Annotated in this window: 5 protein-coding genes; 2 read left to right on the forward strand and 3 right to left on the reverse strand. The window is 65.4% G+C overall.

Features of this window, described 5'->3' with window-relative positions:
- Positions 1-86: 86 nt before the first annotated feature.
- Positions 87-9,038, reverse strand: coding sequence for a fatty acid synthase subunit beta domain-containing protein (locus R3O64_RS01420; protein ID WP_339017163.1), 8,952 nt, complete (start codon positions 9,036-9,038; stop codon positions 87-89).
- A 369-nt stretch (positions 9,039-9,407) separates the two neighbouring features.
- On the opposite strand from R3O64_RS01420, the gene R3O64_RS01425 reads away from it, so the two are divergent.
- Complete coding sequence (locus tag R3O64_RS01425) at positions 9,408-10,334, forward strand: hypothetical protein (protein ID WP_339017164.1); 927 nt, start codon at positions 9,408-9,410, stop codon at positions 10,332-10,334.
- Here R3O64_RS01425 and R3O64_RS01430 read toward each other — a convergent pair.
- Entirely contained in the window at positions 10,331-12,070 is a 1,740-nt protein-coding gene (locus R3O64_RS01430) for a long-chain-fatty-acid--CoA ligase (RefSeq protein ID WP_339017165.1), read from the reverse strand. The genes R3O64_RS01425 and R3O64_RS01430 overlap by 4 nt on opposite strands.
- 179 nt (positions 12,071-12,249) lie before the next feature.
- Complete coding sequence (locus R3O64_RS01435; protein ID WP_070533968.1) at positions 12,250-13,962, reverse strand: long-chain-fatty-acid--CoA ligase; 1,713 nt, start codon at positions 13,960-13,962, stop codon at positions 12,250-12,252.
- A 76-nt stretch (positions 13,963-14,038) separates the two neighbouring features.
- Between R3O64_RS01435 and mshA the strand changes: the two genes are divergently transcribed.
- Positions 14,039-15,304 carry a D-inositol-3-phosphate glycosyltransferase gene (gene mshA / locus R3O64_RS01440; protein WP_070533967.1) on the forward strand — a complete coding sequence of 422 codons (1,266 nt, stop codon included), beginning with the start codon at positions 14,039-14,041 and terminating at the stop codon, positions 15,302-15,304.
- The last annotated feature ends 50 nt before the right edge of the window (positions 15,305-15,354 follow it).

Consider the following 15,354-nt stretch of genomic DNA (forward strand, 5'->3'; position numbering starts at 1 on the left):
AAAGCTCAGGCCCGCTTCCCCTTTTCAAGAAGCGGGCCTGAGCTCTATCTACTACTGGCTGGTCTGGCCAGCCAGTTAGCTAACGGCTACACACTCGAGAATTCACCGTTGCTGCCTAGGCGCGCATCGGCGTCGAGGAGCATGGAGATTTCCGCGGCCTTGTCGGCGTCGACGAGACCGTAGCCGTCAATCATCACCTTGGCGTCGGCGTGCGGTAGGCGGCGGCCCTCGATGACCTCGAAGAGCGGGGCGCGGCCCAGCATTCCGGCCTCGAAGTGTGCGCGGCCGGCGCGCAGGCGCTGCTCGGCGTGCTCACGCCACGAGGCGGCGGCGTCCGCCCCGCGCTGTTGAGACACGGCCTGCTCGAACACGCCGGGGTGGGCGTAAACGATGAGCGCGCTGACGTGGCCGAAGCCAAGCGAGGTCAGCGCCGCGGCCTTCACGCTGTGGCCCGCCGCAGCGAGATCCAGCGGGGAGCGCAGCCACACCAGGTTCGGCGCCTTCGGGGCGATGAGCGGGTCGACGCAGTCCAGGGACACGTTCGCCGGGATGCGGTGCGTGCGGAAGACGTCGATGATGCCGCCGGTCTGGAAGAGCGCGGCACCCGCCTTGGAGTGCCCGGTGAGCGTCTTCTGGGAGATGACGAACATCGGCTGGTCCTCATTGCGGCCAATCGCCGGCCACAGCAGGGAGTGCAGCTCCGACTCGTTGGGGTCGTTGGCGTTGGTGGAGGTGTCGTGCTTGGACAGGACACTGACGTCGTTGGGGGTCAGGCCGAGACCGCGCAGCGAGCGCGCCAGGCGGGAGTTCTCCCGGCCGCGGCCAGCACCCAGCGCACCCAGGCCAGGGGCCGGGATGGAGGTGTGGGCACCGTCGCCATAGGAGGCGGCGTGCGCGACCACTGCGAGCACCGGCAGTCCTAAGTCGGCTGCTAGTGAGGCGCGAACTAGCAGGACCGTGCCGCCACCCTCGCCTTCGAGGAAGCCGCCGCGGCGGCGGTCATTGGCGCGGGAGATGAAGCGATCATCGATTCCCTTGGCGGTCATCTTTGCGGTCTCCGCGGTGGCGTTCATGTCGCCGAAGCCCTGGAGAGATTCCACTTGGACATCGTCGATACCGCCGGCCACGACCACGTCGGCCTTGCCCAGGGCAATCTTGTCCACGGCCTCCTCAATCGACACCGCTGCGGTAGCGCAGGCACCGATGGGGTGAATCATGGAACCATAGCCGCCCACGAGGGACTGCATGGTGTGCGCCGCGATGACGTTCGGGAGGGCCTCCTGCAGGATGTCGGACGGGCGCTCCTCACCGAGGAAGCGCGTGACGAAGACCTTGTGCAGGGACTCCATGCCACCGATGCCGGTGCCCTGTGTGGTGGCCACCTGGCCCGGGTGGATGGAGCGCAGCAGCTCCGCCGGGGAGAAGCCGGCCTGGGTGAAGGCATCCACTGCGCTGACCAGGTTCCACACCGCCATGCGATCCAGGGAATCAAGCATGTGCTCTGGGATTCCCCACTTGGCGGCGTCGAAGTCATCCGGCATCTGCGCGGCGACGGTGCGGGTCAGCGTGGCCTTGCGCGGCACCTTAACGGTGGCACCCTGGCGGCGGGTGACCTGCCACTCGCCGTCCACTTCGGCGATGCTGACGAACTCCGGGTCCGCTTCTTGGATATCGCGGGCGGTGGCCTCCGAATCCACGGTGAAGGTGACGTCGCGGTCCAGGAAGACGGTGGTCAGGTCGATGGAGCCGCGGTCGGTGAGGTGGTACTTATCCGTCAGCGTGCGCACGCCGGAGCGTGCGACGACCTCATCGCGGAAGCGCTCGAAGATGTCCTCCTCGGCGATCTCTTCATCGCTCTCCACCACGAACCAGCCCGGGTGTGGATCCTCGCGCCATTCCACCAGTCCGGTCATCCAGGCCAGCTCCAGCACACCGGCGGCGGTGAGCTCCGCGGAACCATCGCGCTGCAGGCCAAACTCGGCCTCGAAGCGCGTGCGGCCGGAACCCCATGAGGAGACCTCGCCGATGCCGGCGATGACCACCATGTCCTCCAGGTCCGTGGTGACCTGGCCAACTTCTTCCTCCAGGCCAGGCTGTACTGCCTGCACCTGGTTGGGCAGCGCGGTGATGGTCGCGGGGGCGTTGTTCTCCTCGTGCGGAACGACGTTAGTCGGCTCCGCACCGGAAGCGAGCTCGGTGAGGGAGAAGCCTTCCAAGCCGCCGGTGAGGTCCTTCTCCACCGGGGCGTGAGCTGCCTGCTCGCGCGAGTCGGCGCTGGCCAGATCCATGAGTTCGGCGGAAATCTCCTCCGGGCTCCAGACCTTGATTCCGGCCTTCTCAGCGGCGGGTACCAGCCCATCGTTGCCGCCCATGAGGTGCGTGCCAGCCACCCAGCCGATCTTGGCCTGCGCCAGGGTGACACCCTGCGGCCAGCCGGCCTCGACCTTCCACTTGTTGAGGATGGCATCGAGTGCCGCCTTGACCTCGCCGTAGGCGCCGTCGCCACCGAAGGTGCCGCGGTTGGGCGAGCCTGGCAGGACAACGTGGCAGCGCTTGTCGACGTCCCCCTGGCTCAACCTCGCCAGCCCCGCAATGGTGCGCTCGACGGACCACAACAGCAGGCGGGCCTGCGTCTCGGTGGTGCCGGAGGCATCCGCCAGCGAGCCGGACACGCTCGGCGCGGCGAAGGGGAAGGCCAGCGTCGGGGTCAGCGCGGGCTTGAGGACCTTGACCTCGTTGCCCACGGACTCGCGCTGTTCGGTGCCAATCCAGTCGATGAGCGCGTCAATATCGCGGAAGCTGGACAGGTTCGCCGGGACCAGCCACAGGGCGGAACCGGCAGCGCCGTGCTCGGCGTAGAGCGTGCGCGCGAATTCCTTGCGGGCCTGGCTGACACGGGAGGCGGTCATGATGACGGTCGCACCACCCTCCAGCAGGCGCTCCACCAGCGCGGTGGCGATGGAACCAGGGGCGGCACCCGTGACCAGGGCAACCTCACCGGCAAACGCGCCGGGGGCGGTGTCCATGGCGGCTTTCGCGATATCCTCGCGCTTCCACCAGCGGGCCTGACGCGCTAGGTCCTCGCCGGCACCGCGGAAGCTGTCCACTGGGTACTCGGCTTGGCCCAGCGCCAGGCGGGCGAGGCGCTCGCGGGCGATGGCCCAGGAGTCGTCGAAAAGCACGGCCTTGTTGGCATCGAAGGAAGGCGTGACGGACTTGAGCCAGCCGGAGCCGAGCTCAGCTTCGACGGCATCGATGACGGTGGTATCAGGGGCTTCGATGAGCTCAGGCTCGGAGTCCAGGCCCAGCTGGGAGAGAACCTGGCGGGCGACAGTAGCCAGCACGCCGTTCTCACCGGTGACGGTCTCGGCGAAGGCATCCAAAGCAGCGGAGTCCACCACGGCACCGCCACCGGCACCACCGGCGGCAGCGCCCTTGGATACGGAGGCACCGTGGGTAGCGGCGACGGCCTGGACGGCGGCGTCGATCAGCTCGTGTGCTGCGGACTTCGAGGTGGCGCTCGCCGGCACGGTGCTCAGCGAGCCGCCGCGCACGGAGTCCTCCTCGCGGGAGCCAAGCAGGATCTCCGCCTCGACGTGGGAAACCCAGGATTCGGGCAGTCCCCAGGTGCCGGTGACGTAGTCCGCCACGGCGGTGGGCTTAAGGCCCGCGGCTCCGAAGAGCTGGCGCAGGCGCGCGCCGACGGCCTCACCCAGCACCGGGCCGAACGCGGAGTAGCCCGGGGCGGCGGTGGCGACCTTCTCGCGCAGCGTGGCCACGTCGGCATCGGCGGCGCCATCGATGGCCGGCACGCCGATTTCCGCGGACATGTCCATGAGCAGCTGGTTGCGGCGCGAGGACACGCCGTTGGTCAGCTCCTCCACGGTGTCGGAGTCCGCGATCTGGTCCACGCGAATCTTGTTCTGGAAGGCGAAGAGCACCATGATGGCCTCCGCCGCACCGAAGCGCAGCTCGGGGGCGTCGCTCGCAGTTGCGGCGGTAGGTGCAGGAGTCGGTGCAGTCGGCGCTGCCTCAGCCGGAGTCTCGGTTGGTGCTTCGCTCGCCTGCGGTGCCTCTTCGGCGTCGGATTCCGCAGCCGGTGCGGCGGCGGGGGCTTCGGAGACGTCGGCAAGCATGACCTGCTCTTGGTCGCGCTCCACGTTGAGCACGCGGATGGTGCCTTCCGGGATTCCGGCGACGGCCAGCGAGCGGGTGGCCAGGTTGGTCAGCGTCGGGGAAGAAGCCAGACCGACCTCGATGATCTGCTCGACCTTTCCGAAGAGGAGCTCCTGGGTCTCAATCCAGCGCACAGGTGAGGCGAACTGCCAGGACAGCAGCTCAATGAGCAGCAGGCGGGCGAGCTCGTGCTCGGAGAGGTCCTCCACCTTCAGCCCATCCAGCTTGCCGGAGGGTGCCAGCGGGGCCACGGCGTCGACGAAGTCCTGGGTGAGCTCGAAGGGGCGGGCCACCAGGTTCGGGATATAGCGTCCCACCAGGGCATCGAGGTCCAGCTCCTGCGGCAGGAGCTCGTCGAGTTTTTCGGCGAAGGCCGGAACACCCTCGCGCAGCACGCGGGAGTGGAAAGGAACGTCGATACCCGGGATCATGACCGCCGCGCGTGGGGCGATGGCATTGGCCTTGTCCACCAGGGCCTTGAGCCCCTTCTTGGTGCCGGCGACGGAGTACTGCTGGCCGCGGATGTTGTAGTTAACAATCTCCAGGAACTCGCCGGTGGCTGCGGCGACCTCAGCCACCCAGGCGTCGACGTTGTCGCCGTCGATGCCGGCCATGTTCGGGCGCAGTGCCGCCATGGCGTATTCGGAGTTGCCCTCCGCATCGCGCGGGACCAGGCTGCCCATGGCGGAGCCGCGGGAGTAGACGATGTCGATGACACCTTCGAGGTCAAAGATATTCGCCAGCGAGGCCAGCGCTGTGTACTCGCCCAGGGAGTGGCCGGCGAAGTAGGAGGTCGGGGCCAGGGCGTCCTCGGCGCGCAGGCGCTCGGTCTGGGCATAGGCCACCACGGCCAGGGCCACCTGCGTGAACTGGGTCAGGTGCAGCACGCCTTGTGGGTGGCGGAAGGTGGTGCCGCGAACGGTGAGCTCCGTTGGGTTCTCATCGATGATCTTCTGGATGCTAAAGCCCAGGTTTTCGCGGGTATGCGCATCCGCGCGGCGCCAGGCTTCGCGCGCTGCCGGGGAGGCCTGGCGGTCGCCCTTGCCCATGCCTTCGGCCTGGATGCCCTGGCCGGGGTAGACATACGCCGTGGTCGGTGCGGCAAGCAGGGCCTGTCCGCGGGAGACCACCTCGCCCTCGATGCGGCAGGTGACCTCGAGGGCCTGGTGGATGCCCTTGCGGCCGACGCGTTCGACGGTGACCTCGATGTCATCGCCCAACTGCACCATGCCGTACATGGAGTAGGTCCAGCCCACCACGCGGCCGTGGCGTCCGGCCACCTGCTGTGCGGCGGCCGAGAGCCACATGCCGTGCACCAGCGGTGCCTGCAGGTTGACCAGCTGGGCCGCGTTATAGGAGGTGTGAATCGGGTTGTAGTCACCGGAGACCAGCGCGAAGGGAGTCATGTCCTGCGGGGCGGTGACGGTGGCGCGGTCGACGAAGGAGCGCGGGGTCGGCACCACCTTGGTGGCGGACTTACCGCCGCCCCACTCCGGTGCCTGGCTCGGTGCGGCGGTGCCGGTGGCGCGGCCGCGGATGGCAAAGCGGTGCAGCTGCGTGGCCACGATGCCACCGGAAGCGTGATCCTTGAGCTCGAGCTCGACCGTGACGATGCGCCCGGAGACGGATTCCTCGATGGCGGTGCAGGAGGAGGTGACGTCGATCTGGCGGCCGTCGGCAAGCTGCTCCAGCGGTACGCGCACGTCGATGACGTGGTCCAGGTGCACCGCGTTGAGCAGGCCCTCGATGACCGGGTAACCATCCTCCAGGCGTCCGGAGCCGAGCGCGGCATAGATGGCCGGCCAGCAGGGGCCGACCAGAACATCCGGGGTGCCGGCCTTCTCGGCTGCGGCATCGCCGCAGGTCACCGCGCTGTGTGCGGAGAGCAGCGAAGCAGGGAAGTGGAAGGAGTAGCCGGACTCGACGGTGGGCATCTCCGTAATCTCATCGCCCTGCTCCGCGGTGGAGCCGACACCGGCCAGCCCCTCCAAGAGGGTGAAGACGGAGTTGGGTAGGCGCTCCTCGGAGACCACCGGGGAGCCACCCGTGGCTACATCCTCCGGCAAGTCCACTGGGACGGTGACCTCGCGAACGTAGAAGGGGCGCTGCTCCTCCGGCAGGTCATCCCAGTAGGAGTCCGCGGTGATGACGATCTCCCAGTTGCCCTCGGCATCCTGACGCAGGTCGAAGGCGTTCTCATCCATCTCATAAGCCGGGTTGGCCATGAGGTGGCCGTGCCACAGCAGGGTAGGAGAAGTACGCAGGAACTCGGCCTCATCGGCGGCGGAATTCAGGCGGGAGAAGGCCTTCTGCGGGGTCGAGCCCTGCTCCAGCAGCGCATCCGTGGTGGCCTGCTCGAAGCGGGCGAGCAACTCTGCCACCGGCTCGTTCTTCTTGGTAATGCCGGCCACGGCTACGGGGCCCGGGATGATGCGCACCTGGTCGGCGGAATAGCGCTCATCCTGGGCCTGCCAGAGGGTGTCCTTGCCGAACCAGGACTTCAGGTCACCGTCCAGGGCCGGTACCCACGGCATGGGCTTGACGTGCTTATAGTGCAGCGAAATCCACCAGGCGGCATCGCGCGCGGAGACCTCGGTGCTGCGCGCGGCGGGGTATTCGGCCAGCAGCTTGGCGACGGCCCGCGGGGCATCGTGGACGTCCTCAACGCTGGTGAAGAGGGTTTCAATCTGGCCGTGGTCCGCCGGGTTGAGGCGGGCTTCGACGCGGTGGAGGAGATCGAGGAAGCGGTCATCCCAACTGGGATCCACGAACGGGTGGGCCAGCTCCACGAAACGCTCCAGCCACTCGGCGTAGGTCATGGATTCCACATCGCCGAAGTAGGGTTTGCAGGTCTTGGCCAGGGCATCGATGATCTCCTGGCGGTGCGCCGGGTAGTCCTCGATGCTCAGGGAAGTAATCAGGCGCGAGGCCGCCGCGAAGGAATTATCCAGGTCGTGGATGTCCGCCAGCAGGTGGGACTGGGAGGACGCCACGCCATGCGCTCCGGTTCCGCGGCCGACCCAGCCATCATTGTCCTCTGGGGAAATGCCGGTGGTATTGACCAGCAGGTCCTTCACCGAATCGGTGGCCTTAGCTTCCTTGGTGGCCATGGCGACGGTGCCGATGAAGACGGCGTCGACAGGCATAGCGGGCAGGCCGTGCTTTATCGCCCACTCGCCGGTGAGGTAGGAGGTGGCGCGGTCCGGAGAGGCGATGCCGCCGCCGACTGCCAGGTAAACGTTGGGGTGCTGGCGGATTTCGGCGTAGGTATCCAGCAGCATGTCATCCAGGTTGACCCAGGAGTGGTGGCCGCCGGCGTGGCCGTCCTCGACCTGCATGATGATGCGGTCCTCCGGGTAGGCCGTGGCGATAGCCAGCACATCCCGGATTTGCTTTGCGGTACCGGGCTTGAAGGAGATGAAGGGGAAACCGTCGGTGTGGAGGCGGTCCATCAGTTCGCCGGCTTCCTCTACCTCCGGAATGCCGGCGGAGATGCACACGCCGTTGAAAGCCGCACCAGCGGCGCGGGCCTTGGGCACGATGCGCGCTTGGCCAAAGTGCAGGTTCCACAGGAAGCGGTCGAAGAACATGGTGTTGAACTGTGCCGTGCGTCCGGGGCGCAGGTGCTTTTCCATGGTGGCCAGGTGCGAGCGGAAGACCTCATCGGAGTACATGCCGCCGCCGGCCATCTCCGTCCAGTGCCCGGCGTTGGCTGCCGCGGCGACGATCTCACCATCGGCAGACGTCGGCGTCATGCCGCCCAGCATGATGGGGGACAGGCCCGTGAGATCGGAGAAGCGGGTCTGGGTATAGGTGCGCCCGTTCGGGAGTTCGATGGTGCGCGGGGCGAAGTCGGCGTAGTTGAGGGCCTTGGGCAGTTCAGTGCCTGGTGTGGCCAGCGCATTGAGCTCCTGCGGGGTGGCGGCCGAGATCACCGTGACACCCGTTCCCTCCACGACGCGGCGGGTGAGGATGGTCAGCGCGCGGTCCAGGACAATGAGGTGCTCGGAGTTGAGCGCAGCCAGCGTAGCCGGCCAATCGTGTTCGTTGACCAGGATGGCCTCGGCCTGCGCGCGGGCCTCATCGGCGTCGAGGCCGCACTTCTGCGCCAGCGCCACGGTGCGCTCGGCCGCCATGGCCAAAACCGGGTTGTGGAAGGGGAGGGCCACGGGTAGCTCATCGAAGCGCGGGCTGTGCTCATCGCCGCCGATGGTGCGCTTCTCCAGCTCGGCGTTGAAGCCCTTGACGGCCTCCTCGATGGCGGTGCGGGTGGCGGCCAGGTCCTCCGGGCTGCCGGAAAGCGCGAAGTGGCGGCGGCCGTTGACCACGGCGATGGCGGCGGTGCCGTGCAGGTGCTCAGTGACGAAGCTGCGCTCCAGGCCGCGGATGGACAGCATCTGGGAGCGCGGATCGGAGCCCTTGACAGCACTGGCTGCGGTGCCCATCAGGATGGCTAGGGCGAGGGCGTGCGCCGGCTTGTCGACGGCCAACGCGCCCAAGCTTCCCTGCGAATGCCCAGCGCGCTCATCGATGTCGACGCCTAGGTCACGCAGCTGCTCGATGGCGGCAATCTGGCCCAGGACGATGCCCGGGATGGATACCGCCGGCAGCGCGTCGAGGGGACTGGACTCGGTGGAACCAGCGATGAGTTGTTCGAGACGCTCTAGCGCGCCGGGGCAGGTGGAGGCGATGGTGCGTGCGGCGGGGCCGGTGAGGCTGCGGGCTTGGGCGAGGGCCTCACGTAGGGATTCGGCAGTGGCGGCAGTCTGCGCGGCGGTGGCGATGAAACCTTGCCAATCGGAGCCTTGTCCGGCGAAAAGCACGGCCGGGCGGGGCATGGAATGCAGCATAGTTACAGGCATCTTTCCTCTTTTGAGCTGATGGGGAACAGTGTGATGAAGAGCTGCGGGCAGACTTAGTTAGCCCTACAGAACAATCATGATGAGCCACCGTAGTCGAAGCCCTTGCGCATAGGTGTCTCCCGCGCGGAAAATGTGAGGTTTTTCTCACGTTTGGGCGCGGGTGCACTCTTTAGGGTCCCGCCGCGCGAAATTGCGCAACCTTTTGTATTCTTGGCCTCACTGCGGCGGCTCGGGGAGGAGCGGGGTGGCTCAGCAACGGTTCGCGCAGCATAGAGAAAAGAAAATCAAGGGGGGACAATGTCTCAATCAGCAACTGAGAAAACAATCAAGACACCGGCTCGGATTAGCAAGAGCCGAGTTATCAAAACCATGACCAAGCTGGCAGGCAAGCTTGAGGAGGATTCCTCAACCGGCTTGCCCACCATCAAGATTGCCGGCGGATTCTTAAGCATCGACGTCAACGAGGAGATGGGCGGCCTCTGCGTGCTCGGGTATTGGGGTGGCGCCGTGTGCTTCGATCCGGACCGGCAGCCTTTGCGCATGGAGGTCAACGATCTCAACGGCGGTGGAATCTCCGGCAACCTCGTGGCCGAGCCCTGTGGAAGCTCCGACATGCACACCCACTTGCGGATCTTCGCGCCGCCTTATCTGCCGTCGACGGCCACGAATGCTCAGCTCAAGAGCATTATCGCGGGCTATGCGGCCGAGATGTCTGCGGTCTTCGCCCGCCTGGATGAGCAGTTTCCGGAGCATCCCTCGAAGCCGCGCAAAGGGGCCGGGATCAAGCCGGTCTCTCCCCACTATTTCAGTGAAGCTTATGGTGTTTCAGTAGTGGGGATGTGGCGGGTCCACGAGCGAGCTAAGCGCCTGGCGATGGTCGGCACGCCCGTCCATGTAGTAGATCACCGGAATGGGGCGGTGAGCATCCTTATCAATGAACACGCGATCACTATTGAAGCCGCGCGTGATGGATCCGGAGATATTGAGCTCAGCCTCGTCACTCCCTCCGGCCGCTGTGCCTGCGACCTTGATGCGCTCGTGCGCTGGGCTGAGTTTATGAATGGCGACCAGTACGCCTACTCAGCGCGCATCGAGGTAGTGAACCTCGATGGCGGCGAAGAGCAGGATCTCGTCCTGGTGACCACGGCCCGTATTCCCACGAAGTGGGGCTATACCGATGAGCAGCTGGACTGGCAGCTCAGTGCGTTGGTGAGCCAGCTTGTCCGGGTTGGTGAAGCGTTCTACCGAACCTTCAACCCCGGCCGTGCCATGCGTTATATCGACCGGGCTGCCTAGGCCGGTGCCTGTTCTCCGAGCAGCTTCAAAAGGTCCTTTTGTACCTCGCGGCGGCGGACCTTGCCCAGCTGGTCAGAGGCCAGGTGCTCGAAGTGGTAGAAGGTGCGCGGCACCTTGTAGCGGGTCAGACGCTCGCGGCAGTAATCCTTGAGGCCCTCCGGATCGAGCACCGCGCCATCCTCCAGGATGATGCAGGCTACGACGTCCTCGGATCCATCCGCGCGCGGACGGCCGACGACGGCCACGTTGGTGACGTCTGGGTGCTGGCGGATCACGTCTTCCACCTCGGCCGGGTAAATATTAAAGCCGCCGGTAATGATCATTTCCTTGATGCGGGAGACGATCTTGATGAAGCCATCGGACTCCATAACTGCCATGTCGCCCGTGCGGTACCAGCCGTCGTGGAAAGCCTGCTCGGTGGCTTCCGGCATGTTGAAGTAGCCCTTGAATACCTGCGGTCCGCGCACGAGGAGCTCGCCCGCGGTGCCATCCGGCTGGGTTTCATCGAGGTTGTCCGGGTTGCCGATGCGCACCTCGGTATCCGGGAAGGGGATGCCGATGTAGCCGGGGCGGCGGTTCTTGTTGAGCGGGTTCGCGGCCACGATCGGCGAGGTTTCCGTGAGCCCGTAGCCTTCTACGAGCAGGCCGCCGGTGACCGTTTCCCATTCCTCAACGATCTCCGCCGGTAGCGCCGCTGCGCCCGAAAGGCTGTTCTCGATGCCGTGCAGATCGATACCTTGTTCCTGGGCTGCTTCCATGACCTTGGCGTAGATCGTGGGCACGCCCGGCATCCAGGTGGGGAGGCGCTTCTTCATGATGTCGAGGAGCAGCGGAACCTTCGGTGCGGGGGTGAGGACCAGCTCACCGCCGATGTGTACGCCGAGGGCGGCGATGAGGGTGAGGCCGTAGACGTGGAAGAGGGGGAGGGCGGCGAGCATGCGCTCGGCCTTGTTGCCCAATTCGGGGACCCATGCTTCCGCCATCTTCATGTTGCAATACAGGTTGGAGTGGGTCAGCTCCGCGCCTTTGGGCCTGCCGGTGGTTCCGGATGTGTAGAGAATAAGTGCGGTGTCATTGAGATCGACCTTCGCATCCTCTAGCTTGTAGCCCTGCCCGCCGATGGCGCGCCCCGTGAGCACGTTCCACGGCACGGTATTGGGAGCGGCAACTGAGAGCTCCGCGCGCTTGTCCTTGATGAAGGGAAGCGGCAAGCGCAACAGCAGCTGCTTGCGGCGCGGCATGGCCTCGATCATGTTGACCGTAACAATCGTTTCGAGCGGTGTGGAATCACGCAGCTTCTCAAAGGTGGGGCTCGCCTTATCCCAGACCACGGCCACGCGGGCGGCGTGATCCTGGAAGAGGGGCTCGAGCTCAGCCGCGGTGTAGAGCGGGTTGTGCTCCACGACGGTCGCCCCCAGTTTCAGGATGGCGTAGAACACCGCCACGTGTTGGGGGCAGTTGGGCAGTGCTACGGCGACGCGATCACCAGGACGGATGCCAAAGGCCTTGAGGCCCGCTGCGGCGGCGCGCACGTGGGTATCGAGTTCGCGGTAGGTCATCTGGTGACCGAAGAACCACGTCGCCGGCCTGTCGCCGAATTCCTCCACGGTCTCTCGGTAGGAGTCCAAAAGCGTTTCGGTGCCGTAGTCCAGATTAGGTTTAGTCCACTCAGGGTAGTACTGGAGCCAGGCTTTCGTCTCAAAGGCGGAAGAGGCCTGAGCAGGGGCTTCGGTCATGTTCGCGAACTCCTTAGGTGGTCAAACTTGTTATGTGTGAAACAGTATAACTAATTTGTGACGGAAGTCTCGCAAATCTTTGCAAAGTTGCTTGCAGTAACGAAATCTTTTCGGGATAAATCAATAGCCCCGGTGATGTGCGTTTATCACGCAGGGATCGGTTCCGGGGCTATGGAGTGCTACTTCTCCGCTTTGAGGCGCTCGAGCAGATCCGCCTGAACCTCGCGGCGGCGAATCTTGCCCAGCTGGTCGGTGGCCAGCTTTTCGAAGTGGTAGAAGGTGCGCGGCACCTTGTAGCGGGTCAGGCGCTCGCGGCAGTAGTCCTTGAGGCCTTCGGGGTCGAGCGCGGCGCCGTCGTTAAGCACGATGCAGGCTACGACGTCCTCCGAACCGTCCGAACGCGGGCGACCCACCACGGCTGCCTCCGCCACGTCTGGGTGATCCAGCAGTGTTTCCTCAACCTCACCGGGGTAGACGTTGAATCCGCCGGTGATGATGATTTCCTTGATGCGGCTGACCAGGCGGATAAAGCCGTCTTCCTCCATCACGCCCATATCGCCGGTGCGGAACCAGCCATTGTGGAAGGCCTTCTCTGTGGCTTCCTCATCGCCGAAGTAGCCCTTAAAGATCTGCGGGCCGCGGGCCAGCACCTCACCTTCTTCGCCATCCGGCATGGTCTCATCAAGGTTGTCCGGGTTGGCAATGCGAATCTCGGTATCCGGGAAGGGGATGCCCACGTAGCCGGGGCGGCGGGCGTCACTCATCGGGTTACCCACGATGATGGGCGAACACTCCGTCAGGCCATAGCCCTCCACGAGCATGCCGCCGGTGTACTTCTCCCACTTCTCCACGGTATTGACCGGCAGGGTCGACGCTCCGGAGAAGGCCGCGCGCACGCCGTCCAGGGAGACGTCATCTTCTTCCGCCTTCGCCACGATGCGCTCGTACAGAGTCGGCACGCCCGGCACCCAGGTCGGGGTGTGCTTCTTCATGAGATCCATGATGAGCGGCATCTGCGGGCTCGGCAGCAGAACCAATTCGCTGGCGATGAGCGGCGCCAAGGTGGCGTTCATGGTCAGGCCGTAGGCGTGGAAGAAAGGGAGCGCAGCGAGCATGCGCTCCGGGGAATCGCCCAGGCCTGGGACCCAGTGCTTGCCCATGAGCAGGTTGGAGAAAAGGTTGCCGTGGGTCAGCTCCGCGCCCTTGGGGCTGCCGGTGGTGCCGGAGGTGTACAGGATGAGCGCGGTGGTGTCCTTGGTGACGTCCTCCGGGGTGAGGACGTCAGAACCATCGCCGCCAATGGCGTTGCCAACGAGGGACTCCCACGGCACCGTGTTCGGTGCCGGGGCGGTGAGCTGATCGCGCTTGGACTTCAGTGGCGGGATAGGCAGGCGCAGGGCCAAGCGCTGCGGAGTCGGCATCGCGTTGATCATGTTGATGGAGACGACGGTCTCCAGGGAGGTCGTCGGGCGCAGCTTCTCCAAGGTGGAGGCCGTCTTATCCCAGGAAATGGCGATGCGTGCGCCGTGGTTCTGGAACAGGCCCTCCAGCTCGTGGGCAGTGTAGAGAGGGTTGTGTAAAACCGCGATGGCGCCCAGCTTGAGCACGGCCCAGAAGGAGGCGATGAACTGCGGGCAGTTGGGGGCGACGATGGCTACGCGGTCCCCCGGGCGCACTCCGAAGGCGCGCAGGCCGGCGGCGGCGCGGCGGACCTGCTTGTCCAGCTCGGCGTAGGTTTGTGTGCGGCCGAAGAAGTAGGTTGCCGGCTTGTCGGGGTGGAGCGCGAGGTTGTTGTCGTAAACGTCGAGAAGCGTGGTGTCCCCGTATTCCAGGCTGTGTGGTGTCCACTCTGGGTAGTACTGGAGCCACGCCTTGGACTCGTATGCCGACATCGATTCACCTTTCGGTCGCGTAGGTTAAGGTACGGGCCAGTATAACGCGGGTCGTTTCGGGATACACTGGGAAATTATGCGCATCGCGATGATTTCCATGCATACCTCGCCCCTTGAGCAGCCCGGTTCCGGGGATGCGGGCGGCATGAACGTCTACGTTCTCAATACTGCTCGCCAGCTCGCACGCCGCGGCGTGGAGGTCGATATTTTTACCCGCGCCACGCGCCCCAGCCAGGGTGAGGTGGTGGGCGTCGAGGAGCGCCTGCGCGTCATCAACATTGTGGCGGGGCCCTATGAGGGCTTGAGCAAGGAAGAGCTGCCCACCCAGTTGGCTGCGTTTACGGGCGGGATCTATAACTTCGCGCGCTGTTTTGAGGTGGACTATGACGTCATCCACTCTCACTATTGGCTCTCCGGTCAGGTGGGCTGGTTATTGCGCGATCTGTGGGACATCCCCCTCGTCCACACCGCGCACACGCTGGCCGCGGTGAAGAACGTGCACCGCACGCTCGATGACACCCCAGAGACTGAGGCGCGCCGCATTTGCGAACAGCAGCTGGTGGATAACGCTGACATCCTGGTGGTTAATACAGCCCAGGAGACCCGCGATCTGATCGAGCACTACGATGCATCGCCGGACAATATCGTTGTGGTCTCCCCGGGTGCGGACACGGATCTCTACACCCCGGGCACCGACCGCATGACGGAGCGTGCGCGCCGCCAGCTGGGTATCCCGCTGCACACCAAGGTGGTGGCGTTTGTGGGCCGCCTGCAAAAGTTCAAGGGCCCTGATGTGCTTATTCGCGCAACGGCGGAGCTGATGGAGCGCGATCCGGATCGCCGCCTGCGTGTGGTCGTCTGTGGTGGCGCCTCGGGGGCGAATTCCTCGCCGGATACTTACCACAATCTGGCTCGCGAGCTGGGGGTGGAGCGCGTCGTGCGCTTCCTGAGCCCGCGCCCGCCGCAGGAACTCGTAGCCATCTATCAGGCCGCGGATATTGTTGCGGTGCCCAGCTATAACGAGTCCTTCGGGCTGGTGGCCATGGAAGCGCAGGCCTCCGGAACGCCCGTGGTGGCGGCGGCCGTCGGTGGCTTGCCCATCGCCGTCGCGGATGGTGACACGGGCTTGCTCGTCCACTCCCATTCGGCGCAAGACTGGGCGGATGCGCTGGAGCAGTTGCTTGACGACGACCCCCGCCGCATCGCCATGGGCGAAGCCGCCGTCGATCACGCCCAGCAGTTCAGTTGGGCGGCGGCCGCCGCCCAGTTGGAGAACATCTACGCCGACGCGATGAGTATTGAGATTCCGGACTGCCACGCGCGCCGGGCAATCGGATACTAATCCCACATAAGCGGGCATAAACCCACAGTTAGGGGTGATGTGCTCGGGTT

The sequence above is a fragment of the Corynebacterium hesseae genome (assembly GCF_037850265.1).
GTDB lineage: Bacteria > Actinomycetota > Actinomycetes > Mycobacteriales > Mycobacteriaceae > Corynebacterium > Corynebacterium hesseae.

Coding starts and splice junctions, on each gene's coding strand:
- R3O64_RS01420 (WP_339017163.1), bottom strand. CDS start 9,038: ATGCCTGTAACTATGCTGCATTCCATGCCCCGCCCGGCCGTGCTTTTC.
- R3O64_RS01435 (WP_070533968.1), bottom strand. CDS start 13,962: ATGTCGGCATACGAGTCCAAGGCGTGGCTCCAGTACTACCCAGAGTGG.
- R3O64_RS01430 (WP_339017165.1), bottom strand. CDS start 12,070: ATGACCGAAGCCCCTGCTCAGGCCTCTTCCGCCTTTGAGACGAAAGCC.
- R3O64_RS01425 (WP_339017164.1), top strand. CDS start 9,408: ATGACCAAGCTGGCAGGCAAGCTTGAGGAGGATTCCTCAACCGGCTTG.
- mshA (WP_070533967.1), top strand. CDS start 14,039: ATGCGCATCGCGATGATTTCCATGCATACCTCGCCCCTTGAGCAGCCC.